Below are 23,744 nucleotides of genomic sequence, written 5' to 3'. Positions count from 1 at the left end.
TTGAGCGGGCACGGCTCTCCGGGAACGGTTCACAGGTCAACACTCCGTCAAACCCCACCCCTCTCAGGAGCCCTCTCCCGCACCGCACGGCGCTTGCCAGCTCTTTTCCGCCAGATCTCACGGAACCGGCACAACACCCCCAGCGGAGTCGCACTATGTGACGCGTCAGAGTGGCACGGACACGCACCGCGATCTGTGCGCGCGTGCCGTTGGGGGCGGGTCCCGCGGTGTCCGCACCGTCGTGATCCGACCGCGGAGGGGACCACAACCAGATGAATCGCACCGCACGGGCGGCGGCACTCGGGGCCGGCGCTCTGCTCATCGCGCTCTCGCTGCCCGCTCAGCCAGCGGCGGCCGCGGAGCAACCCCGGATCGACCTACGCGTCCTGGTGGTGACCGACGGCGGCCCCGCGACCGCCGCCATCGCCGCCGAACTCGACGCCCAGGGCACGCCGTTCACCACCGTCGACCTGCGCAGGAGCGGTCGGCCGGCGATCGACGCGGCCTTCCTCGCGGACACCGTGGACGGCAGGCCGCGCGCCAGGTTCCAGGCCGTCGTGCTGCCGAACGACAACCCGTTCGGCACCGGCTCGGCCGAGCTGGCCGCGCTCGCCGCCTACGAGCGGACGTACAACGTCCCGCAGGTGGACGCCTACACCTACGCCCGCCCCGAAGCGGGCCTGCAGAAACCGGAGTACAGCGGTTCGCTCGACGGCGTCCGCGCCGAGGTCACCGCGGCGGGCGAGGCGGGCCCGTTCGGCTACCTCGCCGGAGCCGTGCCCTTCGAGGACAACTCCCCCGCGGTCGGGGAGAGCTACGGCCACCTGGCGAAGCCCGCGCCGGGCGCCGACTTCACCCCGTACGTGGAGGCGACGGCCCCGGGCGGGTCGAGCCGCGGCTCGCTCGTCGGGGAGTACCGGCACGACGGGCGGCGCGAGCTGGTGGTCACGTTCGTCTACAACCAGTACCAGCAGCAGTTCAGGCTGATCGCCCGGGGCGTCGTCGACTGGCTGACGCAGGGCGTGCGCATCGGCGCGTCGCGGAACTACTTCGCCGTCCACGTGGACGACGTCTTCGGCTCCGACGACCGCTGGGACATGGAGCTCAACTGCACCCCGGGCGACATCGACTGCCCTCCCGGGCAGGGCCAGCAGGACGGCATCCGGATGACACCCGAGGACGCCACGTACGCGGCCGAGTGGTCCGAGCGGCGGGGACTGCCGCTGGACCTGGCCTACAACGGCGGCGGCAGCGAGCTGTACCGCGAGGAGAACGGCGGCGACGACCCGCTCGCCGACCAGCTCGTCGAGGACCGGAGCGCCTTCCGCTGGGTCAACCACACCTACAACCACCCGTTCCTCGGGTGCGAGCAGGACACCTCCAAGGTGCCCTGGAGCTGCGCGAAGAACGCGGACGGCAGTACGAAGTACGTGTCGCGGACCGAGATAGACGACCAGGTCTCGCTCAACCGCGCCTGGGGCACGCGCGCCGAACTGCCCCTCGACAACGGCGAGTTGGTGACCGGGGAGCACTCGGGCCTGCGCGTCCTGCCGCAGCAGCCCGACGACAACCCGAACCTGGCCCCCGCGCTCGGCGACAACGGCGTGCGCTGGCTCGGCTCGGACAACTCCCGCGAGCCCGGACAGCGCCAGGTCGGCCCGTCGCTCACGGTGCCGCGCTACCCGATGAACGTCTTCTACAACGCGGGCCGCGAGGCCGAGCAGGTCGACGAGTACAACTGGATCTACACCCGCAAGTCCGACGGCGGCAGCGGCCTGTGCGAGAACTCACCGGTCACGACCTGTCTGGACAAGCCGCTCGACCTCACGACCGGCTACGCGGACCACATCGTGCCCGTGGAGTCGGCCATCGCCCTCGGCCACGCCCTGTCGGGCAATCCGCGGCCGCACTTCATCCACCAGTCCAACCTGGCCGAGGACCGCATCGGCTACCCCGTCCTCGACCAGGTGCTCGACGCCTACGAGGAGCTGTACGCGCCGTCCACCCCGCTGGTGAAGCTGCGCATGGCCGACATCGGGGCGGAGCTGCGCTCGCGCGCGGCCTGGGACGCGGCCCTCGGCGCGGGGCGCGTCACGGCGTACCGCATCGGTGACACGGTGACCGTGCAGGCGCCCGCGGGCGTCGCCGCGACCGCCACCATGCCCACCGGCACGCGACAGCAACTCGTCGTCGGCACCGGCGCGTTCGGCTCGCCGTACGCCGGCAGATCCTCCGGCTGGGTCTCCCCCGGGCTGCTCCAGGACCGGGTGACCCTGACGCTGCCGTCGGCTCCCCCGACCGGCAGGACGGGCGGCGGCACACCCGCGGCGGTGCCCGCGGCGCGGCGCGCGCACGTGCCGCCCGGCGCGGCGACGTACGTGCCGCCGGGGACCGCGGGGCACACCCCGAAGTCCCTGCCGACCGGCCGCTGAGGAACGGCCGCGGGCCGGACCGCCGCACCGGCGTCACCGGCCCGCGCCACCCGCTCCGGCACCACGCCGGGGACCAACGGGGGCCGCCGTCCCCGCCCGCGCGCCGAACGCGGGCGGGAACGGCGGAGCAGAACTCCCGCCGGGCCCACGGGCCCCGGCGGGCCCGCTCCACCTCTCACGCACCAAGGCGACGCGGCGTGACCCCGCCTGCCTCCGGCACACGGCCGCCCGCCACCCGCACCGCGACGTCACTTGGGGAGCCCCACCCATGCCCACACCGTCCGCGACGGTGCCGTTACCCGCACCCCCGCCCGGCCCGTCCGGGCGCACCCGCGTCACGCTGCTGACCGAGGGCACGTACCCGCACAGCCACGGCGGCGTCAGCGTCTGGTGCGACCAGCTGGTGCGCGGCATGCCCGACGTCGACTTCGGCGTGCTCGCGGTGACGGGCACCGGGCGCGAGCCCCTCGCCTGGGAGCTGCCGCCGCACGTGGCCGAGCCGGTCTGTCTGCCCATGTGGGGGCCCGACCCGGCCGGACGCCCCCCGCGCGGCCGGGCGCGCCGGGACCTCCTCACCCACTACGAGGCCTTCCTCACCGCCCTGCTCGACCCCACCGCCGAGAGCGCCTTCGCCCCGGCCCTGTACGCCCTGGCCCCGTACGCCCGGGACGGCGCCCTCTCCCCGGCGCTGCGCGGCGACGGCGCGGTCGGCGTGCTCGCCTCGGTGTGGCGCACACCGGGGCTCGCGGTGGCCGAGGCGCGCCCCACGCTGCACGACGCCGTCACCGCGACCCATCTGCTGGAACACGCCCTGCGTCCACTGGCCGCCCGCCCGCCGGAGCACGGCGTGGCGCACGCGGTGAGCGGCGGCATCGCGGCCCTGCCCGGCCTGATCGCCCGTCACACCCACGGCGTGCCTCTGCTGTTGACCGAGCACGGCGTGTATCTGCGCGAGCGCTACCTGGGCTATCGCACGGGCCCCTACCGCTGGCCGGTGAAGGCGGTCCTGCTCGGCTTCTTCCGGCTGCTCGCGGAGGAGTCGTACCGCCGCGCGGCCCTGATCACGCCCGGCAACCGCTACAACCGGCTCTGGGAGGAGCGCGGCGGCGCCGACCCCGCGCTGATCCGCACCGTCTACAACGGCGTGGACCCCGAGGCGTTCCCCGCCGCGGGCCCCGAACCGGACACGCCCACCCTCAGCTGGGCCGGGCGCGTGGACCCGATCAAGGACCTGGAGACCCTGATCCGCTCCTTCGCCCTGGTCAGGGAGCGGGTGCCGGACGCCAGGCTGCGCCTGTTCGGCGGTACCCCGCGCGGCGGCGAGGCCTACCGGGAGCGCTGCGAGGCCCTGGCCGCCACGCTCGGCCACGCGGACTCGGTGGTCTTCGAGGGCCGCGTGGAGTACATCAAGGACGCCTACGCCGCGGGCAACGTGGTGATGCTGTCCAGCATCAGCGAGGGCTTTCCCTTCACCCTCATCGAGGCCATGTCGTGCGGCCGCGCCACGGTCTCCACCGACGTCGGGGGCGTCCGCGAGGCCGTGGGCCCGGCCGGCCTCGTGGTGCCGCCGCGCGCGCCGGAGGCCATGGCGGGCGCGGCCGTCGAGCTCCTGTCGGACCCGGGCCGCCGCGCCGCGATGGGCGCGGCGGCCCGGGTCCGCGTCATCGAGCAGTTCACGCTGCGGCAGACGGTGGAGGCGTTCCGGGAGATCTACCGCGAGCTGGCCGCGGGCGCCCGGCCCGCGCTCGGCGATCCCCGCGAACCCGCGCTGCGCACCGGGCGGCCGACCGGCCAGGAGCCGGGCCCGACGGCGTACGACTTCGCCGGAAGCGAGGCGGCCGGATGAGCGGACCGATGGCGCTGCCGCCCCGCGAGGACGGCGTCGACGGGCTCGCCGGACGCCGCCGCCCGTCCTGGGCACTGCCCGACCGCGCCCCCGAGTCCGGCCCCGCGCCCCGCCGCAGGCGGCCCTCCTGGGCCCGGGGCGACCCCGAGCCCGCGGCGGCACCCCGGGCGCGCCCCGCGCCCTGCCCGCACGCCCCGGGGTGCGGCGTCCGGCCCGGGGGCCACCGCCCCGGCCTGCGGGCCGCGCGCGCCGACGACCCCGTCGACGCGCTCGCGGCCGAGCTGGCCGAGGACGTCGGGGCCGCCGTGCATCCCTACGAGGTCGCCGCGGTCCTGGAGTCGCAGGGCATGACCGGCGAGCGGATCCAGGAGGAGTACGGGCACCGCGACCTGTTCTCGCTCGCCGACGCCCTCTACCGGCGGGTGCCGCGCAGCCACCCGGAGCCGCCGCTGCCGCCCGACCCCTGGCGGCCCGACCACGCCAAGTGCGCCCTGCGCGGGCTGCTGTTCGCGCTGCCCGGCGCCGCCTACCTGCTCGCCGCGGGCGCCTGGGGCGACGCGGGCCCGCACGGTCTGATCGCCGCGGCCCTCGTCTCCTGGGCCTGGTCACAGGCGCTCAGCCACCGGGCGTACGTACGGCTCGTGACCGGGCGCCACGAGGCGGCGCGCGCCCTGCTGCGCGGGGCCCCGCCCGGCGTCGCGTGCGCGGCCCTCACCGGGCTCGCGGTGGCCGGTCCCGGGTCCGCCGCCGTCTTCGCCGCCGGGCAGTCCTGCTATCTGGCGGCGGCGGGCGTGCTCCTCGTCCTCGGCCACGAGCGCCGGCTCGCCGTCGCGCTGCTGCCCGTCGTGGCGGGCGCTGCCGTGCTGCCCTGGTGGGATCCCCCCGCGGTCCTCGGCCTCGGCCTGCCGGTGCTCACCGTGCTGCTCACCGCAGGCGCGGCCGGGCTCGCCCTGCGGGCCGCGCTGGCCACCGCCCCGGCGGCCGGGGCGGTGCCGCACCTGGTCCGCTCGCTGCCGTACGGCCTGTTCGGGCTCGCCGCCGGGACCCTCGCGACGGCCGCGGGCCTCAAGGACCCGTACGCCGTCATCGTGCTCACGCTCAGCATGGGCCCCGCCGAGTGGCTGCTCTACCGCTTCAGGGGGCTCGCGGTGGCCGCGCTGCGGGCCTCCACCACACCGCTCGGCTTCCGGCTGCGCGCCGCCCGCGCGCTCGGCCTGTGCGTCGCCGCGTATCTGGCGTCCCTCGCCGTGGGCATCCCCGTGACCGGCACCGCCCCGGGCCCGCTGCTCGCCCTCGGCGCCGCCCTGTGGACGGCGCTGCTGCTCCAGGCCTTCGGCGTGGCCTGGCCGTCCGCCGCGCTGTGCCTGGGCGCGGCGGCCGTGGCCACGGCGCTCCCCCGTCTGTCGGACCTGCCCGCGAGCACGGCCCAGCTCGTGGGCTGTACGGCGGCGGCGCTGGCCCTGCTCGGCGCCGCCGTACGCCACTTGGGCAGCCCCACCGCCCACAGCTGAACAGCGCCTCCCGCACCGCTCGACCCACCCCGACCGCCAGGAGACCCGCATGACGTCCGCACCGCTCGCCGTCGTCACCGGAGCCGAGGGCTTCATCGGCTCGCACCTCACCGAGGAGCTCGTCGCCTCGGGCCACCGCCTGCGCGCCCTGGTCCAGTACAACTCCTTCTCCTCGTACGGCTGGCTGGAGACCCTGCCCGCCGACGTGCTCGCCGAGGTCGAGGTCGTCCTGGGCGACGTGCGCGACCCCGGCTCGACCCGCGCCCTGGTCACCGGGGCCGAGATCGTCTACCACCTGGCCGCGCTGATCGCGATCCCGTACTCGTACCAGGCGCCGCACTCCTACGTCGACACGAACGTCACCGGCACCCTCAACGTCCTGGAGGCCGTGCGGCACGCCGAGGTCCCGCGTCTGGTGCACACCTCGACCAGCGAGACGTACGGCACCGCGCGGACCGTGCCCATCACCGAGGACCACCCCATCAACACCCAGTCCCCGTACGCCGCTTCGAAGGCGGGCGGCGACCGGCTCGCCGACAGCTACTACGCGAGCTTCGCGACGCCCGTGGTGACGCTCAGGCCGTTCAACACCTATGGCCCGCGCCAGTCCATGCGGGCCGTCATCCCGACGGTGATCGGCCAGGTGGCGGCCGGGCAGCGCACCGTCACGCTCGGCGATCTGCGCCCCACCCGGGACTTCACCTTCGTCAAGGACACCGCCCGCGCCTTCCTCGCCGTCGGCACCGCGCCCGCCGACGCCGTGCTCGGCCGCACCTTCAACGCCGGGACCGGCGGCGAGATCTCCGTCGGCGACCTGGTGCGCCTCATCGGCAAGGTGATGGACACCGCCCTGGACGTGCGGGCCGACGAACAGCGCGTGCGGCCCGCCGCCTCGGAGGTGCTGCGCCTGGTCGCGGACGCCACCCGGCTGCGCGAGGCCACCGGCTGGAGCCCCGGGCACGGCCTGGAGGAAGGCCTCGCCCGGACCGTGGAGTTCTTCCTCGACCCCGCCAACCTGGCCCGCTACAAGACGGACATCTACAACATCTGACGCTCCATCACCACCGACTCACAGACAGGGAGCACCCCCATGCACGCAGTCATCCTCGCCGGAGGCAAGGGCGTCAGGCTCCGCCCGTACACCACCGCGCTGCCCAAGCCGCTGGTCCCGATCGGCGACCAGCACGCGATCCTGGAGATCGTCCTGCGCCAGCTCTCCGCGGCCGGATTCACCAGCTGCACCATCGCCATCGGCCACCTCGGCCACATCATCCGCGCCTACGTCGGCAACGGCTCGCGGTGGAACCTGCGCATCGGCTACTCCACCGAGGAGAGCCCGCTCGGCACCATGGGCCCGCTGCTCACGATGCTCGACCGCCTCCCCGAGCACTTCCTGGTGATGAACGGCGACATACTCACCGACCTGGACTTCGCGGACGTCCTGCGCAGACACGAGGGGTCCAAGGCCCCGCTGACCATCGCGACCTACCCGCGCGAGGTGCACATCGACTTCGGCGTCCTGACCACCGAGGAGCGGCGCGTGGTCGCCTTCACCGAGAAGCCGAGCGTGGACTACCGCGTCTCCATGGGCGTCTACGGCGTCTCCCGGGAGACGCTCACCCCGTACACACCGGGCCTGCCGCTGGGCTTCGACGAGCTGGTCCTCGACCTCCTGAAGACCGAGAACCCGCCGCACGCCTACGCGTTCGACGGCTACTGGCTGGACATCGGCCGCCCCGACGACTACGACCGCGCCAACGCCGAGTTCACCACCCACCGCTCGCTGCTGCTCAAGGGGGCGTGAGCCGTGCGGATACTCGTCCTGGGCGCGACCGGCTACCTGGGCGCGCACATCACCCAGCAGCTGCGCGCGCTGCCCGGCGCCCGACTGCGCACCTGCGGCCGCGCCCCGGCCGCCGACCTGCGCTGCGACCTGGCCACGGCCGCCCCCGGCGACCTGGTGGAGCTGCTCGTACGGGCCGCGCCCGACGCGGTGGTGAACTGCGCGGGCGCGGTCGGCGGCACCGCCCTGACCCTCGCGGAGGTCAACTCCCGCGGCCCCGCGCTGCTGTGCGAGGCGCTGCGCGCGGCGGCGCCCGGCGCCCGTCTCGTCCACCTCGGCTCCGCCGCCGAGTACGGCCCCCAGCCGCGCGGCGCGCGCACCGCCGAGGACGGCCCGGCCCACCCGGTCGCGCCCTACGGCGCCACCAAGCTGGCGGGCACCCTGGCGGTGACGTCGTCGGGGCTGGACGCGGTGGCCCTGCGCGTGACGAACCCGGTCGGCCCCGGCGCGCCCGCGGCGGGCCTGCCGGGGCGGCTCACCGCCGAACTGCGGCGCGCCGTCGGCGAGTCGCCGCACGGCACGGTCCGGGTGGGGGACCTGTCCGCGTTCCGGGACTTCGTGTACGTGCGCGACGTGGCGCGGGCGGTGGAGCTCGCGGTGACCGCGCCGGGCCCGGTGCCGCCGCTGCTCAACATCGGCAGCGGCCGGGCGGTGCCGGTGCGCGACCTGGTGCACGGCCTGGTGCGGGCGGCGGGCTTCCGGGGCCGGGTCGAGGAGTCGCTGCCCGCCGCGGGCCGCTCCGCGGCGGTGCCCTGGCAGTGCGCGGACATCGGGGCCGCGGACCGGGAACTCGGCTGGCGCCCGCGGCACGACCTCGACGACGCGCTGGCCGCGCTGTGGGCCGCGGACGGGGCCACGGACGCCGACGCGTGTGTCTCCGCGGACCGGCGATGAGTCCCCTGCTCGTCCCGCTGTACGTCCACCCGGCCGCGGCCCCCGCGGCCTGGCGGGCGCTCGTGGCGGTCGCGCCCCACCTGTACGGCGTCGTGCTCAACGCCGCCGACGGGCCGGGCGCGGCCCCCGACCCGGCGTTCGCCGCCGCCGCGCACGCGCTGCGCACGGCGGGGGTGCCGGTGCTCGGGTACGTCGACGCGGCGTACGGCGGGCGCCCGGCCCGCGAGGTCGCCGCCGATCTGGACCGGCACCTCGCCTTCTACCGGGTCGACGGCTGCTTCCTCGACCGGATCGCGCCGGGCCGGGGCGAGCTGCGCCACTGCCGGCGGCTGGTCCGCGGCGCGCGCGAGCGCGGACTCGCGCCGGTGGTCCTGAACCCGGGCACGCATCCGGCGTCGCCGGGCTATGCGCGGGCCGCGGATCTGCTGGTCACCTTCGAGGGGCACTGGACGACGTATCTGCGTGCGTTCAGCGCTCCGCCGTGGACGGCGCGGCACTCCCCCGACCGGTTCTGTCATCTGGTGTACGGGGTGCCGCCCGCCCTGTCCCGCCTCGCGGCGCGCACGGCGGCGCGGCGCGGGGCGGGGGTGCACTGCGCGGTGCCGGGGGCGGGCCCCAACCCCTGGATGGAACCGCCGGAACCGCCGGAACCGCCGGAGCCGCCCGGGGTGCCGTGGGCTCCCGGCTGCTGGGTGTGAGGGTCAGCGGGCGGTGCGCGTGTGCACGTACTCCACGAGCCGGGTCAGGGCGTCGGGGTCCATGGAGGGCAGCACGCCGTGGCCGAGGTTGAAGACGTGGCCCTCCAGTCCGGCCGCCGCCGCGAGCACCTCGTCGGTCTTCACCTCTACGGCCTCGCGCGGGGCGAAGAGCACGGCGGGGTCGAGGTTGCCCTGGAGCGCCTTGCCGGGGCCCACGCGGCGGGCCGCCTCGTCGAGCGGGACGCGCCAGTCGACGCCGACGACGTCGGCCCCGGCCTCGCCGAGCAGGCCGAGCAGTTCGCCGGTGCCGACGCCGAAGTGGATGCGCGGCACGCCGTACGAGGCGACGGCGTCGAAGACCTTGCGCGACGCGGGCATGATCGAGCGGCGGTAGTCGGCGGGCGCGAGGGCGCCCACCCAGGAGTCGAAGAGCTGCACGGCGGAGGCGCCCGCCTCGATCTGCACCTTCAGGAAGGCGCTGGTGATCTCCGCGAGCCGGTCGAGCAGGTCGGCCCACAGCTGCGGGTCGCCGTACATGAGCGCCTTGGTGTGCTCGTGGTTACGGCTCGGTCCGCCCTCGACGAGGTAGCTCGCGAGGGTGAACGGCGCACCGGCGAAGCCGATGAGCGGCGTGGCGCCCAGTTCGCCGGTCAGCATGCCGATGGCCTCGGTCACGTACGAGACGTCGTCCGGGGTGAGGTCGCGCAGCTGCGCGAGGTCGGCGCGGGTGCGGATCGGCCGCTCCACGACGGGTCCGACGCCCGGCTTGATGTCGAGGTCGACGCCGATGGCCTTCAGGGGGACGACGATGTCGCTGAAGTAGATGGCGGCGTCGACGCCGTGGCGGCGCACCGGCTGCAGGGTGATCTCGGTGACGAGGTCGGGCCGCATGCAGGACTCCAGCATGGCCGTGCCCTCACGGACCTTGCGGTACTCGGGCAGGGAGCGCCCGGCCTGCCGCATGAACCACACGGGCGTGTGCGGCACCGCCTCGCGCCGGCACGCCTTGAGGAAGGCGGAGTCGTACGTCGCTGCGGGCTGCTGGCCGGTGGCCTGGTCGTTGACAGTCACCGGGAAAGTCTCGCACGGCCCGTCCCGCGGCGGGAAAGCCCGTCGGTGTTCGACGCCGGACGCGGGGCGTGCGGGCGGCCCCGCGGGGGCGGAACACCTCGCCGCGCAACGGCGGGGTGACTGCGCGAAGCCGCAGTTCCCCTTAATGTTCCCCGCATGGCTGCGGCTCAGGGACAACGGTCGGACGGCGCTGGCGAGATGGACGGAGCGCAGGGGGTGGTGGCGGACACGGCGCCGCCGCCCTTTCGCGCGGCGGTCGACGCGCTGCGGGAGGCACGGCTGCGGCCGCAGGTGGAGATCGACCCGACGCGGCCGCCGCAGCGGCTCGCGCCGTTCGCGTACGCCTTGGAGGCGGCGGTCGTCGAGGATGACGAGGACCTGGCGGACGGGCGCCTCGTACTGCTGCACGACCCGGCGGGGCACGAGGCCTGGAAGGGCACGTTCCGGCTCGTGACCCTGGTGCGGGCGGAGCTGGAGCCGGAGATGGCGGCCGATCCGCTGCTTCCCGAGGTGTGCTGGTCGTGGCTGACCGGGGCGCTCCAGGCGCGCGGGCTCTCCTGCGGGGAGCCGAGCGGGACGGTCACGCGTGCGGGGTCGTACTACTTCGGCGGGCTCGCGGAGCGGCCGCCCGCCTCGCAGATCGAGATCCGTGCCTCGTGGACGCCGCGGGAGGGCGCGGGGGGCGTACCGGACGCGGGGGCGCATCTCGCGGCGTGGTGCGATCTGCTGTGCCAGGTGGCGGGGCTGCCGCCCGCGGGGCCCGTGGACGGCTCGGTGGTCACGCTGCCGCAGCGCCGGGGCCCGCGGCTGAGCTGAGGCTCGGCCGGGACGCCGCGGTGGCGGCGTTCCTGGCGCGGGGGCGGCCGCGGGGCGTCACTCGCGGCGGCGGCCGGTCCGTCGCACGGGTTGGGGGCGCGTGCGCCCGCTTGACGCGCCGGGTGCGCCATACGCCCAGGTGAATCGTCGGATGATCGATCGCATGTCCGAATCGCCCCGAATTGTTACTCACCAAATCGTGATCATCCCCTAAAGCCCGGGACAGGAGGTGCCGAAGAGGTCTGTGACCTTGAAACATACGGTTCGCCCCGGCTTCATCCCCGAGCCGGCCCGTCCCGCCGCCACCCCCCAGGAGGCCTGGTGTCCGTTCTCCTCGAGCAGCCCGCAAGCCTGGTCGCCTACCGCCCGAACAAGCCGACCGCCATGGTCGTCGTGGCCGACCCCCGTGTCCGCTCCACCGTGACCCGCCACCTGTGGGCCCTCGGGGTACGGGACGTCATCGAGGCCTCGTCCATCGCGGAGGCTCGTCCCCGCATCGGCAACCCCCGCGACATCTGCGTCGCGGACGTCCACCTTCCCGACGGCTCCGGCCTGACCCTCCTGTCCGAGACCCGCGCCGCGGGCTGGCCCAACGGGCTCGCCCTGTCCGCCGCCGACGACATCGGCGCCGTACGCAACGCCCTCGCGGGCGGCGTGAAGGGGTACGTCGTCACCGGCACCCGCACCAACGTCGGGCTCCCCACCCGGCCGGGCGCCGCCCCCATCGGCTCCGCCGCCGCCCGTATGCACCGCCGCCCCCCGGGCGCCCCGAGCCACCCGGGCGGCTACCGCGAGCTGTCGGGCCGTGAGGTCGAGGTCCTGCGGCTCGTCGCCGAGGGCCAGTCGAACAAGGCGATCGGCGTCTCCATGGGCCTGTCCGCACTCACCGTCAAGAGCCACCTCGCCCGGATCGCCCGCAAGCTCGGCACCGGAGACCGGGCCGGAATGGTAGCGGTGGCCCTCCGCACCGGAATCATCCACTGACTGATTTACACCCCCTGCGCGCCCGTCGACGTAACGTTCCGTCGACGGGCGCCGTCCGTTCACAGATACCCTTGACAGGTGACCGACGCCCAAGAGACCGCAGCAGACAGCTCACTGCGAACCACCGGAGGCGCTCCTCCGGACGAAGGCGTCACAGGCGTCTCCGTCGACGGGACTCCCACACCCCTGCTCGAACCGCGCGACGGCATCCCGCCCGTCGTGGCGGACCAGGACACACTCACGCAGGTCATCGCGGCATTTGCCGCTGGTACGGGACCGGTGGCCGTGGACGCCGAGAGAGCCTCCGGCTACCGCTACGGCCAGCGCGCCTACCTCGTCCAGCTGCGCCGCGAAGGCGCGGGCACCGCGCTGATCGACCCCGTCGCCTGCCCCGATCTGTCCGGCCTCGGCGACGCCCTCGCCGACACCGAATGGGTGCTGCACGCAGCCACCCAGGACCTCCCGTGCCTACGGGAAATAGGCATGATTCCGTCGCTCATCTTCGACACGGAGCTGGCGGGCCGTCTCGCCGGATTCCCGCGCGTCGGACTCGGCGCGATGGTGGAGAGCGTCCTCGGCTACGTCCTGGAGAAGGGCCACTCCGCCGTGGACTGGTCGACCCGCCCACTGCCCGAGCCCTGGCTGCGGTACGCCGCCCTCGACGTGGAACTCCTCGTCGACCTGCGCGACGCCCTGGAGAAGGAGCTCGACCGGCAGGGCAAGCTCGACTGGGCCCGCCAGGAGTTCGACGCCATCGCCAGCGCGCCGCCCGCGCCGCCCCGCAAGGACCCCTGGCGGCGCACCTCCGGCATGCACAAGGTGCGCCGCCGCCGGCAGATGGCCGTCGTACGGGAGTTGTGGACCGCCCGCGACCGGATCGCCCAGCGCCGTGACGTCTCGCCCGGCAAGGTGCTCAGCGACGGCGCCATCGTCGAGGCCGCCCTCGCCCTGCCGCCCAACGTGCACGCCCTGACCGCGCTGACCGGCTTCGGCCACCGCATGGGCCGCCGCCAGCTCGAACAGTGGCAGGCCGCCGTGGAGCGGGCCAAGGCGCTGCCCGAGGCGGAGCTGCCGCAGCCCGGTCAGGCCGTGACCGGACCGCCGCCGCCCCGCTCCTGGGCGGACCGGGACCCCGCCGCGGCGGCGCGGCTCTCCGCCGCGCGGGCCGCCGTCTCGGAGCTCGCCGAGCGGCTGAACATGCCGCAGGAGAATCTGATCACTCCGGACACGGTGCGGCGCGTGTGCTGGGAGCCGCCCGTGCCGGTGGGGGTGGAGTCGGTGTCCGCGGCCCTCGCGGCGCATGGCGCCCGCGCCTGGCAGATCGAACAGGTGGCCCCGTCCCTCACCGCGGCCCTCACCTGACCCCACCCCCGGCCAGGCGCGGCCCCCACCCCCGCGCCTGGCCCTGCCCGGACCCCGCCACCGCCACGCCTGGCCCTGGCTGGGCCCCAATTGCTGCGCCTGGCCTGCCCCGGTCCCGCCACCGCCGCGGCTAGCCCTGGCTGGCTCCCGCCGCCCACGTGGCGGAGTGCTCAGCCCCGTCGCTACCGCGACGGATCTCCCCACCCGCCCACCCGACACTCCCCGGCCTTGCCGCCGCGGCCCCGACGCGGAGCGCCGCGGCGGCTCGTCCGGCCCGCCGCTACCGCGGCGGCGGCCTCCCACCCGCCCACCCGTTCCTGCCTCAGTGACCTGGCGGGGCCCCGACCTGGCGGCTTGCGGCCCGGCGTCCGGCGGTTCCGCCGCTGCCGCGGCGGGCTTCTCCCACCCGCCCGCCCGTTCCTGCCTCAGCGACCTGGCCGGACCCCGACCTGGCGGCTCCCGGCCCGTCGTCCAGCTGCCCCGCCACTGGCGGGGGCGGGACGGCGGGACCACCCCCACCCTGCGGAACCCCGGCCCGGGCGGGGGCGGCGGGCGGGCCCACGCCGGTCTCGCTGACCGAGGCCCGGCCCGGGGCTTGCGGGTGCGGGGGCCTGCGCATGCACACCACCGTCGGGGCGGGCGACGAGTCACCCCTGCGACCTCGACAGCCGAGGCCACGCCCCGGCCCAGGCGGAGGGGGCGGCGGGTGGGCCCACGCCGGTCTCGCTGACCGAGGCCCGGCCCGGGGCTTGCGGGTGCGGGGGCCTGCGGATGCACACCACGGGCGGAGGGGGCGGCGGGTGGGACTGCGCCGGTCCGGTTGGCCGGGGCCCGGCTCGGGGGTCTGCCGAGTGAGGGTCTTGCGGAGGCTCGCCCTAGAGGGGAACGGGTGGGTGGGACCACACCGCAGCCTGGTCGACCGGGGGCCTGCGCGAGGGGCTGGGGGTGGCACCCCGCCCCTCGCACTTCGTCATGGGTCTGCGCCAGTCTCGGCGGCCAGGCTCCGGCTCGGGGGCGTGCGGCCCCGTCCCGGGTGGGGGCGGGTGGGTGGGACAGGGGTGGACATGCGGAGCACGGGTCCGTGTCGCCGGGGCCGCGGGCAGGCACGGCGATGCCGGGCGGGCCTGCCTCGCCGTGGGCCCTCGTGCCGCGGGGCGAGCGGAGCACCCCCTGCCCGAGCAAAGCCGAGAGCCTGGTGGGCGCGGCCCCAGGTGCCGCGCAACCGTTCCGCGGAGCCCAGGTGTCACGCGGGGCCCCGCGCAGGAGCAAGGCGCCGCCCAGCCGTCACAGGCCCGGCGCCGAGCCCAGGTGTCGCCCAGCCGTCGCACAACCCCGCGCGGGGCCGAGGCGCCGCCCAGCCCCCGCACACAGGCCCCGCACAGGAGCAAGGCACTGCCCAGCACACAGGTCCCCCGCACGAGCGAGGCGCCCCCCGGCCCCCGCGCAGCGGCAAGGTGCCGCCTCGGCTGTGGCACGCAGGCCCCGCGCAGGGGCCCGGTGCGGCTCAGGGGTGGGGCGCGGGGCCGGGCCGGGTCGGCGTGCCTCGGGCGGGTGGGGCCGCGGTGGGATCGCCGGGGCGGCGGCTGCCGGGTGGGGCGAGGGGCAAGGATTCGGTCAGGTGTCGCGCATGTGACATGGGCCTCCCCCGGACCACCCTTGGCCTACTAGTTACCGGTAAGTAGCATGACCCCAGGAAGCGCGCCGCAGGCGCACCGCACCCTGGAGGAGAGCCATCGTGCCTCGTACCGTCAGGGACGTCGTCTTCGTCGACGGCGTCCGCACCCCGTTCGGCAAGGCGGGCCCGAAGGGCATCTACCACGAGACCCGGGCCGACGACATGATCGTCAAGGCGATCCGGGAGCTGCTCCGCCGCAACCCGGCGCTTGACCCCGCCAAGATCGACGAGGTCGCCGTCGCCGCCACCACGCAGATCGGTGACCAGGGGCTCACCCTCGGCCGCACCGCCGGGATCCTCGCGGGCCTTCCGCAGTCCGTGCCGGGCTACTCGATCGACCGGATGTGCGCGGGCGCGCTCACCGCCGTGACGTCGACCGCCGGGTCGATCGCCTTCGGCGCGTACGACGCCGTGATCGCCGGTGGTGTCGAGCACATGGGCCGCCACCCGATGGGCGAGGGCGTCGACCCGAACCCCCGGTTCGTGAGCGAGAAGCTGGTCGACGAGTCCGCCCTGTTCATGGGCATGACCGCCGAGAACCTGCACGACCGCTACCCCTCCATCACCAAGCTCCGCGCCGACGAGTACGCCGTGCGCTCGCAGGAGAAGGCCGCCAAGGCGTACGCCAACGGCAAGATCCAGCAGGACCTCGTGCCGATCTCGGTCCGGCGCACGACCCCCGAGACCGGCGAGACCGGCTGGGGCCTCGCCACGCAGGACGAGCCGATGCGTCCGGGCACCACCCTGGAGAACCTCGCGGGGCTGAAGACGCCGTTCCGTACGCACGGCCGCGTCACCGCCGGAAACGCCGCCGGCCTCAACGACGGCGCCACCGCCTCGATCATCGCCTCCGAGGACTTCGCCCGCGAGAACGGCCTGCCGGTCAAGATGCGGCTGGTGTCCTACGCGTTCGCCGGTGTGGAGCCCGAGGTCATGGGCTACGGCCCGATCCCGGCCACCGAGAAGGCCCTCGCCAAGGCCGGACTCGGCATCGGTGACATCGGCCTGTTCGAGATCAACGAGGCCTTCGCCGTCCAGGTGCTCGCCTTCCTGGAGCACTACGGCATCGCCGACGACGACGCGCGCGTCAACCAGTACGGCGGCGCCATCGCCTTCGGCCACCCGCTGGCCTCCTCCGGCGTGCGTCTGATGACGCAGCTGGCACGGCAGTTCGAGGAGCAGCCGGAGGTCCGCTACGGCCTCACCACCATGTGCGTCGGCTTCGGCATGGGCGCGACGGTCATCTGGGAGAACCCCCACTGGGAGGGCAAGTGAGCACCACCACCGCCGAGCTTCTGAAGGGTGCCGCCGAGCTGTTCCCGGACGAGGTCGTGACCCAGGCGCACGTACGCCACCTCGACCTGCCGGGCGCGGGCCGCTTCGCGCTGATCACGCTCGACAACGGCTTCGACCACACCAAGCCGACCACCTTCGGCCCGCAGTCGCTCGCGCACCTGAACGCCGCGATCGACCAGGTCGAGCAGGAGGCCGCCGAGGGCACGATCGTCGGCGCCGGCATCACCGGCAAGCCGTTCATCTTCGCCGTCGGCGCCGACCTCAAGGGCGTCGAGCTGCTCAAGCGCCACGAGGACGCGCTGGCCATCGGCAAGGGCGGCCACGACGTCTTCAAGCGCCTGTCCGCGCTCGCCGTACCGACGTTCGCGTACTACAACGGCGCCGCCATGGGCGGTGGCGTCGAGGTCGGTCTGCACTGCACCTACCGCACGGTGTCGAAGGCGCTGCCCGCCTTCTCGCTGCCCGAGGTCTTCCTCGGTCTCGTACCGGGCTGGGGCGGCTGCACCCTGCTGCCGAACCTGATCGGTGCCGACCGCGCGGTTTCGGTCATCATCGAGAACTCGCTGAACCAGAACAAGCAGCTCAAGGGCCAGCAGGTCTTCGAGCTCGGCATCGCCGACGCGCTGTTCGAGGGCGCCGACTTCCTGGAGCAGTCGCTGCTGTGGACGGCCTCCGTCCTCAAGGGCGACGTCGAGGTGGCCCGCGCCGACGTCGACCGCGGCGAGGCCTGGGACGCGGCGGTCGCCCGCGGCCGCGCCATCGCCGACGCCAAGGTGCACGGCGCGGCCCCGGCCGCGTACCGCGCCCTGGAGATCATCGCGGCCGCGAAGGACGGCGACGCCCAGCAGGGCTTCGACGCCGAGGACACCGCGCTCGCCGACCTCATCATGGGCGGCGAACTGCGCTCCGGCATCTACGCGTTCAACCTGGTGCAGAAGCGCGGCAAGCGCCCCGCGGGCGCCCCGGACAAGAACCTGGCCCGCCCGGTCACCAAGGTGGGCGTCGTCGGCGCCGGTCTGATGGCCTCGCAGCTGGCCCTGCTCTTCCTGCGCCGTCTGGAGGTGCCGGTCGTCCTGACCGACATCGACCAGGAGCGCGTCGACAAGGGCGTCGGCTACGTCCACGCCGAGATCGACAAGCTGCTCGGCAAGGGCCGGATCAACCAGGACAAGGCCAACCGCCTCAAGGCCCTGGTGACCGGTGTCCTGGACAAGGCCGAGGGCTTCTCCGACGCCGACTTCGTCATCGAGGCCGTCTTCGAGGAGATCGGCGTCAAGCAGCAGGTGTTCGCGGAGGTCGAGGCGGTCGCCCCGGCGCACGCGATCCTCGCCACCAACACCTCCTCGCTCTCGGTGACCGAGATGGCGTCGAAGCTGAAGCACCCCGAGCGGGTCGTCGGCTTCCACTTCTTCAACCCGGTCGCGATCCTCCCGCTCCTGGAGATCGTGCGCGGCGAGCAGACCGACGACGCCTCCCTGGCCACGGCCTTCGGCGTCGCCAAGAAACTGAAGAAGACCGCGGTCCTGGTGAAGGACGCCCCGGCGTTCGTCGTGAACCGCATCCTCACCCGCTTCATGGGCGAGATCCAGAACGTCATCGACGAGGGCACGCCGGTCGAGGTCGCCGAGAAGGCCGTCGAGCCGCTCGGTCTGCCGATGTCCCCGCTCGTGCTCCTGGAGCTGGTCGGCCCGGCCATCGGCCTGCACGTCTCGGAAACGCTGAACCGCGCCTTCCCGGACCGCTTCACGGTCTCCCCGAACCTGAAGGCCGTCGTCGAGGCGGGCAAGCGCGGCTTCTACGTCTACGACAGCGGCAAGCCGGAGCTGGACCCGGAGGTCGCGGCGCTCCTGAAGCAGGGCGACACGGTCCTCACCGAGGAGCAGGTCCGCGCCCGCGTCCTGGACGCGGTCGCCCAGGAGATCGGCCTCATGCTCGACGAGGGCGTCGTCGCCGAGGCACAGGACATCGACCTGTGCCTGATCACCGGCGCGGGCTGGCCCTTCCACCTGGGCGGCGTCACGCCGTACCTGGACCGCGAGGGCGTCAGCGAGCGCGTGAACGGCAAGCGGTTCCTGGAGCAGGGACTCGCCAGCGTCCCCGCGTGACGGAGACACCGCGAGGGGCCCGGTCCGCCAGTCGGCGGGCCGGGCCCCTTCCCGTACGGTTCACCGGCCGGTGACCGGCTGCTCCCACGCCTTCAGGGCAAGGCCCGGCTCGTCCTTGCGGTAGGTCAGGCGCAGGTCGTCGGTGCCGGGCACGAAGGTCGCGGCGACCACCTGGCCCGCGGCGTCCGCGCGGAGCGCGAGGCGCGCGTCCACCGGAAGGGCGGGGCCCGACTCGGCCCACCAGGCTCCCGCCGACTCCAGCTCGGTCGGGTACGCGGCGAAGGCGACGCGGCCGCTGTCCGCGCGCTGGGCCAGCAACGTACAGTCGTAGCCGTCGAGTTCGCAGCGCACGGCGGCGACGCGGCCCGGCCCCGCGGCGCGCAGCAGCCGCGCGGGCTCCTCGTCCCCGCGCCAGGCGCACACGTCGCCCTCCTCGTCCGTGAAGAAGAGCGTGGTGTGCTCCGCCGAGGTGGCCAGGGCCCGCAGGGTGCCCGGACGGGCGCGGGCCTTCAGCGGCTCGTCCATGACCGGGACCTTGCCCGGACCGCTCTGGCGCCAGCGCAGGATCACGTCCGGCGTGCTCGCGTACGCCACCACGCGCCCCGACTCGGCGGTCACGACGGCCAGTTCGCCCTGGACGCCCTGGCCCTTGAGGTCGCGCCAGGGCCCCCAGCCGCCGAGCTGCTTCTGGCCGCGCATGCTCACTCCGCCGCCCCTGTTCGGTACGAACACATGGGCGCGGCCCTCGGCGTCGACGGTGACGGCGGGGGTGCCGGTGCGCTCGCCCTTCTTGTTCGGGTGGCCGAGGGGGTTCCAGTCCAGGGCCGCGAGGTGCGGCTGGAAGTGCGTGGAGTGGACCAGGCCGGACTCGCCCGGGACGGTGGGGCGCCACGAGACCAGGTGGGCGTAGGCGTCGGCGCCCTGGGCGACGGCGAGCACCGGGTGCACGCGCTGGTCGCCGCCGACGACGCGGGGGGCGGTCCAGGGGCCGCCCGGGGAGCGCTCGGTGCGGCACTCGACGGTGCCGCCGTCCGGGCCGAAGGCGTACACGCAGAGCCGGCCGTCGCGTCCGCGTATGAGCCAGTCGCCGTTCACGGCCGAGGAGGTGGGGGCTGGGGGCATGCGGCTTCCGGGGCGAGGGGTGGGTGCGGTACGACCCACTCTAATGCGCGTGGGCCGGGGGGCCGTACCCGGGCGTGCGACCCTTGCCGCATGGAGAGAGTGACCCTTGTGGTGGATGCCGCGAACGTGGTCGGGTCCGTGCCGGACGGGTGGTGGCGGGACCGGAAGGGGGCGGCGGAGCGGCTGCGGGACCGGCTCGTTCCCTATGCCGAGGGCGGTCTTGACGGGGTGCCGGGGCCCTTGGACGTGGTCCTCGTGGTGGAGGGGCTGGCCCGGGGGGTGGCCTCGGTGCCCGGGGTGCGGGTCGACTCCGCGCCCGCGAGCGGGGACGACCGCATCGTGGAACTGGTCGCCGAGGTGGCAGGGCCCTGCGTCGTCGTCACGGCCGACCGGGGCCTGCGCACCCGGGTCTCCGCCCACGGCGCCACCTGCGTCGGCCCCCGCACGGTCCGCCCGGCCCCTTAGCCCCACCCCACGGCCGGGCGGCACCTGGGGCTGTGCCCACCCGTCCCGCCCAGCGGGACGATGGCCCACAGCGGAGACGGGGAGCTGCCCCGCCGCGGGCCCGGCCCGCGAAGCCGGGGTGATGCGGGTGGGCGGGTGGGAGAGGCCCGCCGCGGTAGCGGCGGAGCCCCCGTTCCCAGCGGCCCGCCGCTAGAGGCGCTTGGCGCTGCGCAGGGTCGAGGCGTAGTACCCGTTGCCGTCCAGGCGGGACGTGCCGCCCTTGTCGCCGATCGTCGGCCCGTTGACCTCCTCGCGGCTGGAGATGAAGATCTTGTGGCCGTCCGCATCGTGGCCGAGGAAGATCCCCACGTGGTCGAGCCGCTGCTTCGTCCGCGCGTCGAGCTTGAAGAAGACCAGGTCCCCGGGCTGGATGACGTCGATGGTCTTGGGGCGGTCGGCCGCGCCGACCCCCTTCAGCTTGATGACGTCCGTGCCGACCTTGCCGCGGGCCATGCCGTTGGCGGTGCGGGGAAGCCCGTCACCGGCGGTGTCGGAGGACATCAGGGGGTACCGCGCGCGGTAGCCGAAGATGGTGCGGATGAAGCCGGAGCAGTCCATGGACCTGGCCCGCTTGGCCTCGGGCTGGATGGTGGTGCCGTCGCGGAAGGTGTAGGGGATGCCGAGGTAGTCGTAGAAGTCGGACTGCTCCTCGCGCAGGTCGTTGCCCTCGCTGCCGTTGGGGTTCAGCGGCCCGAAGTTGGCGTCGCCGCGGTAGGCGATGCCCTCGTCGTCCTTCTTGACGGGCGCCCCCTCGACGTACTGGAAGGCCATGGCGAAGATGTCGTCCTCCTCGCTGCCCGCGAACTGCTTGTACCAGTCCTTGAACCACTTCTCCTTCTCCGCGCCCTTGCGCCACACCTCGGGCATCAGCCGCACCCAGTCCTCGGTGACGACCCGGGACTTGGTGTTGGCGGGCTCGGTGAAGGTGCGGCTCGGCCCGGTGAGGGTCGCGGCGCGGGCCCCGTCGGTGAAGGTGGCGAGCACCTTGCCGCCCTCGGTGCGCAGCACGGAGCGGTCGGGGTTGCGCAGCCGCTCCCAGGACTGCTTGCCGCCCTGCGCCGAGGCGCCGTTGCTGAGACGGCCGGGGGTGTCGGTGACGGCCTGCACCTCGGGCGCCTTGTCCTGTTCGTCCTTGCGCAGTTCGACGGTCAGGAAGGCGCTGCCGGCGAGCAGGGCGAGCACGGTCGCGGCGTGGAGGGCGGGGCGCTTCTTCTTGGGCGGCATGTGTGGCTCCGGAAGTCAGGCCGAGGTCAGGCGGACGGCATGAAGCCGAGGAGAATCCCGGCGGTGAGGACGACGTAGGCCATGAGCGTCACCGAGCCCGTGGCGAGCAGGGTGGGGCCCTTGGGCTGGCGCACGAGCTGGTAGGCGATCAGGCCCGGCACGATGAAGCCGAGGGTCTGGTTGCTGTACATCAGCGGGAACTCGATCGAGAGCACGATCATCACCGTGGCCTGGAGCACCACACCGGTCAGGACGACCGCGGCGAACAGGCGCTTGCCGTACAGGATGATGAAGCGCTGCATGAGCAGCGTGCAGACGTAGGTGAGGACGGTGACGCCGACCACCATGGCGGCGCGCTGGAGGTCCTCGACGAGGGTCAGCGCGAGCCAGCCCGGGGTGATCATGCCGCCGGGCGAGAGGTTGGTCGTCAGATAGCAGACCAGGGAGAAGAGCAGCCCGAGCGCGATCCCGATCGCGGCGATCTCGGGGGTGAGGACGGAGGGGATCAACGGGGCTCTCCTGGGCTGTGCCACTGCTGCGTGTCGTCGGCGGCGGGGGAAACGGGCGGAACGCGCGGCTCGAACAGGCCGCGGGGCCGGACCTCTTCCGGCTCGGGCTGGCGGGGCGGCTGGGCCTCGTGCGACGGGTAGGACGCCTCGTGGGGAGTCGCCGTTCCCTGGGGCGCGGACGCGTAGGCGGCCTGCTGGCCGTAGGGGTCGTGGGCGGCGTACGCGTCCTGCTGGTGACCGGGGTGGCCCTGCGCCGCGTACGGCGCGTCGTACTGCTGCTGCCCGGGCTGCTGGTCGTACGGCTGGTGGTCGTACGGCTGCTGGTTCTGCTGCTGGGCGTACGCCTGCTGCTCGTGCTGCTGGTACTGCTGGGCGTACTGCTGCTGGGCGTACTGCTGGTGCTGCTGGTGCTGGTCGTACTGCTGCTGCTCGTGCTGGTACTGGTGGCCGTACGGCTGCTCCGCCGTCCGCTGGGCGGGCACGTGCACGGCCGCGGCGGGCGTCAGCTGGTGGTGGGCGTAGCGGTTCTCGTACGCCTCCGGGTAGTGCTGGTACGGGTCGATGTGCGGCTCGTACAGCGGGGTCGGCTGGGTCCGCTCCACGACGCCCTCGGCGGGCGCGGCACCCTGCGCGGGGGCGGCCGCCGGTGCGGTGGCCGGGTCCTCGCTCTCGTCGGCGGGGAGTTCGGCGAGGTGCTCCAGGAGCACCTCGCCCTGGCCGTGGATGTTGCCGATGGCGACGAGCGAGGAGTCCGGGCCGAGCTGGCCGAGCAGCTGCCCCATGAACTCCTCGGGGTCGCGCCGGTCACCGCCGAGGTCGACGGCGCGCGAGCGCCACTCGGCGGGGATGGCGTCGATGGCGCTCTTGGCGGGGTGGCCGATGACGAAGACCTTCTCCGGCTGGAGGTCGGGGATGATCTCGCCCATCTGACCGTTGCGCTCGACGCGGTCGGGGCGGCAGTTGATGACGACGTTCAGCGGGCGGTGGATCGCGCCGAGGTCGAGCAGCTGGTTGATGTTCATCAGCGTCGACTCGGGGTCGTTGGCCGCGAAGACGTTGGCGAAGCGGAGCTTCTTGTGGTCCTCGGTGACGTACCGCTCGACGGAGAGGACACCGGGGTCCGGCGGGGCGTCGTACATGCCCTGGAGGGCGACCTCGCGGCCGACGCCGAGGAGTTCGGCGACCTTGAGCGCGATCGCCACGTTCTCCTTGAAGGTGAACCAGCTGAAGCCGCGCAGCTCGTCGTCGGTGACCGTCTCGGGGTCGGCGTAGATCAGCTCGCAGTTCCGGGCGTCGGCCTCCTCCTTGAGGATGTCGAAGCGGTCCTTCTCCGCGGTGACGCAGATGCCGTTCTCCGGCATGGAGCGGGACAGGGAGCGCGCCACGTCGTCGAGGGTGGGGCCCATCTCGGCGAGGTGGTCCTCGCGGACGTTGCAGAGCACGCCGATGGTGGAGCGGATCAGCTTGGACTGGTTGATCTCCTGGAGCGCGGGCATGACCGCCATGCACTCGATGACCAGGGCGTCCGGGTTGTACGCCGCCGCGCGGCGCACGATGCCGATCTGCTCGACGACGTTGGCGATGCCGAACTTGCGGTAGACCGGCTCCTCGGTGGCGTCCGGGTGGATGAACCGGGCGGCCGTGCCGGTGGTCTTGGCGACGGTGGTCAGGTCGCCGCCGCGCAGCGCGCCCGCGCACAGGCGGGTGATGGAGCTCTTGCCGCGGATGCCGTTGACGAGCACCCGCGTCGGTATGTGCTCCAGGTTCGTGAAGTGCCGCCGCTGCTCGATCACCCCGGCGACCAGCAGGACGGCGCAGCACACCACGAGGACGGTGAAGAGGAAGTACACGG

The 23,744-nt window shown here is 74.2% G+C and carries 18 protein-coding genes; 13 read left to right on the top strand and 5 right to left on the bottom strand.

What is annotated here, in order from left to right:
* Positions 1-272: 272 nt before the first annotated feature.
* The 7 genes from C9F11_RS30870 to C9F11_RS30840 all read left to right on the top strand — a co-directional run bounded on the left by C9F11_RS30870 (position 273) and on the right by C9F11_RS30840 (position 9,224).
* Positions 273-2,432, top strand: a complete 2,160-nt coding sequence (locus C9F11_RS30870) for a hypothetical protein (protein ID WP_138962328.1) — start codon at positions 273-275, stop codon at positions 2,430-2,432.
* 268 nt (positions 2,433-2,700) lie between these two features.
* Positions 2,701-4,278: a GT4 family glycosyltransferase PelF gene (gene pelF / locus C9F11_RS30865; RefSeq protein WP_138962327.1), complete on the top strand. Its 1,578-nt coding sequence runs from the start codon at positions 2,701-2,703 to the stop codon at positions 4,276-4,278.
* Positions 4,275-5,789: a hypothetical protein gene (locus tag C9F11_RS30860; RefSeq protein WP_138962326.1), complete on the top strand. Its 1,515-nt coding sequence runs from the start codon at positions 4,275-4,277 to the stop codon at positions 5,787-5,789. The genes pelF and C9F11_RS30860 overlap by 4 nt, the downstream gene beginning before the upstream one ends.
* A gap of 49 nt (positions 5,790-5,838) precedes the next feature.
* The gene (locus C9F11_RS30855) at positions 5,839-6,840 is read left to right on the top strand and encodes an SDR family NAD(P)-dependent oxidoreductase (protein ID WP_138962325.1); all 1,002 of its coding nucleotides are present in this window, start codon (positions 5,839-5,841) and stop codon (positions 6,838-6,840) included.
* A gap of 39 nt (positions 6,841-6,879) precedes the next feature.
* Entirely contained in the window at positions 6,880-7,593 is a 714-nt protein-coding gene (locus C9F11_RS30850) for a nucleotidyltransferase family protein (protein ID WP_138962324.1), read from the top strand.
* A 3-nt stretch (positions 7,594-7,596) separates the two neighbouring features.
* Positions 7,597-8,526, top strand: coding sequence for an NAD-dependent epimerase/dehydratase family protein (locus C9F11_RS30845; RefSeq protein ID WP_138962323.1), 930 nt, complete (start codon positions 7,597-7,599; stop codon positions 8,524-8,526).
* Positions 8,523-9,224 carry a spherulation-specific family 4 protein gene (locus tag C9F11_RS30840; protein ID WP_138962322.1) on the top strand — a complete coding sequence of 234 codons (702 nt, stop codon included), beginning with the start codon at positions 8,523-8,525 and terminating at the stop codon, positions 9,222-9,224. Before C9F11_RS30845 ends, C9F11_RS30840 begins: the two co-directional genes overlap by 4 nt.
* 3 nt (positions 9,225-9,227) lie before the next feature.
* Here C9F11_RS30840 and hemE read toward each other — a convergent pair whose 3' ends face one another.
* Positions 9,228-10,295: a uroporphyrinogen decarboxylase gene (gene hemE / locus C9F11_RS30835; RefSeq protein WP_138962321.1), complete on the bottom strand. Its 1,068-nt coding sequence runs from the start codon at positions 10,293-10,295 to the stop codon at positions 9,228-9,230.
* A 156-nt stretch (positions 10,296-10,451) separates the two neighbouring features.
* Here hemE and C9F11_RS30830 point away from each other — a divergent pair, with 156 nt between their 5' ends.
* The 5 genes from C9F11_RS30830 (at position 10,452) to C9F11_RS30810 (ending at position 18,533) form a co-directional block, all read left to right on the top strand.
* Entirely contained in the window at positions 10,452-11,111 is a 660-nt protein-coding gene (locus C9F11_RS30830; protein ID WP_138962320.1) for a DUF3000 domain-containing protein, read from the top strand.
* A gap of 321 nt (positions 11,112-11,432) precedes the next feature.
* Positions 11,433-12,095, top strand: coding sequence for a response regulator transcription factor (locus C9F11_RS30825; RefSeq protein WP_030687574.1), 663 nt, complete (start codon positions 11,433-11,435; stop codon positions 12,093-12,095).
* 78 nt (positions 12,096-12,173) lie between these two features.
* On the top strand, positions 12,174-13,457 hold the full coding sequence (locus tag C9F11_RS30820; RefSeq protein WP_138962319.1) for a ribonuclease D: 1,284 nt from the start codon (positions 12,174-12,176) through the stop codon (positions 13,455-13,457).
* 1,735 nt (positions 13,458-15,192) lie between these two features.
* Positions 15,193-16,407 carry an acetyl-CoA C-acyltransferase gene (locus tag C9F11_RS30815; protein WP_138962318.1) on the top strand — a complete coding sequence of 405 codons (1,215 nt, stop codon included), beginning with the start codon at positions 15,193-15,195 and terminating at the stop codon, positions 16,405-16,407.
* A complete protein-coding gene (locus C9F11_RS30810) occupies positions 16,404-18,533 on the top strand; it encodes a 3-hydroxyacyl-CoA dehydrogenase NAD-binding domain-containing protein (protein WP_138962317.1) in 2,130 nt (709 codons plus the stop codon). Before C9F11_RS30815 ends, C9F11_RS30810 begins: the two co-directional genes overlap by 4 nt.
* 60 nt (positions 18,534-18,593) lie before the next feature.
* On the opposite strand, the gene C9F11_RS30805 is transcribed toward C9F11_RS30810, so the two are convergent.
* On the bottom strand, positions 18,594-19,628 hold the full coding sequence (locus tag C9F11_RS30805) for a hypothetical protein (RefSeq protein ID WP_138967191.1): 1,035 nt from the start codon (positions 19,626-19,628) through the stop codon (positions 18,594-18,596).
* 117 nt (positions 19,629-19,745) lie between these two features.
* On the opposite strand from C9F11_RS30805, the gene C9F11_RS30800 reads away from it, so the two are divergent.
* Positions 19,746-20,120, top strand: coding sequence for an NYN domain-containing protein (locus C9F11_RS30800; RefSeq protein ID WP_138962316.1), 375 nt, complete (start codon positions 19,746-19,748; stop codon positions 20,118-20,120).
* Between the two features lie 189 nt (positions 20,121-20,309).
* On the opposite strand, the gene C9F11_RS30795 is transcribed toward C9F11_RS30800, so the two are convergent.
* The 3 genes from C9F11_RS30795 to pgsB are packed head-to-tail and all read right to left on the bottom strand — an operon-like array spanning position 20,310 to position 23,742.
* The gene (locus C9F11_RS30795; protein WP_138962315.1) at positions 20,310-21,383 is read right to left on the bottom strand and encodes an NlpC/P60 family protein; all 1,074 of its coding nucleotides are present in this window, start codon (positions 21,381-21,383) and stop codon (positions 20,310-20,312) included.
* 26 nt (positions 21,384-21,409) lie between these two features.
* Complete coding sequence (locus tag C9F11_RS30790; RefSeq protein ID WP_030682587.1) at positions 21,410-21,892, bottom strand: poly-gamma-glutamate biosynthesis protein PgsC/CapC; 483 nt, start codon at positions 21,890-21,892, stop codon at positions 21,410-21,412.
* Entirely contained in the window at positions 21,889-23,742 is a 1,854-nt protein-coding gene (pgsB, locus tag C9F11_RS30785) for a poly-gamma-glutamate synthase PgsB (RefSeq protein WP_138962314.1), read from the bottom strand. Before pgsB ends, C9F11_RS30790 begins: the two co-directional genes overlap by 4 nt.
* Positions 23,743-23,744 lie beyond the last annotated feature (2 nt).

It is taken from the genome of Streptomyces sp. YIM 121038 (assembly GCF_006088715.1).
Classification (GTDB): domain Bacteria; phylum Actinomycetota; class Actinomycetes; order Streptomycetales; family Streptomycetaceae; genus Streptomyces.
Note: the sequence above shows the minus strand (reverse complement) of the source record. Positions and strands in the feature narration are given on the sequence as shown.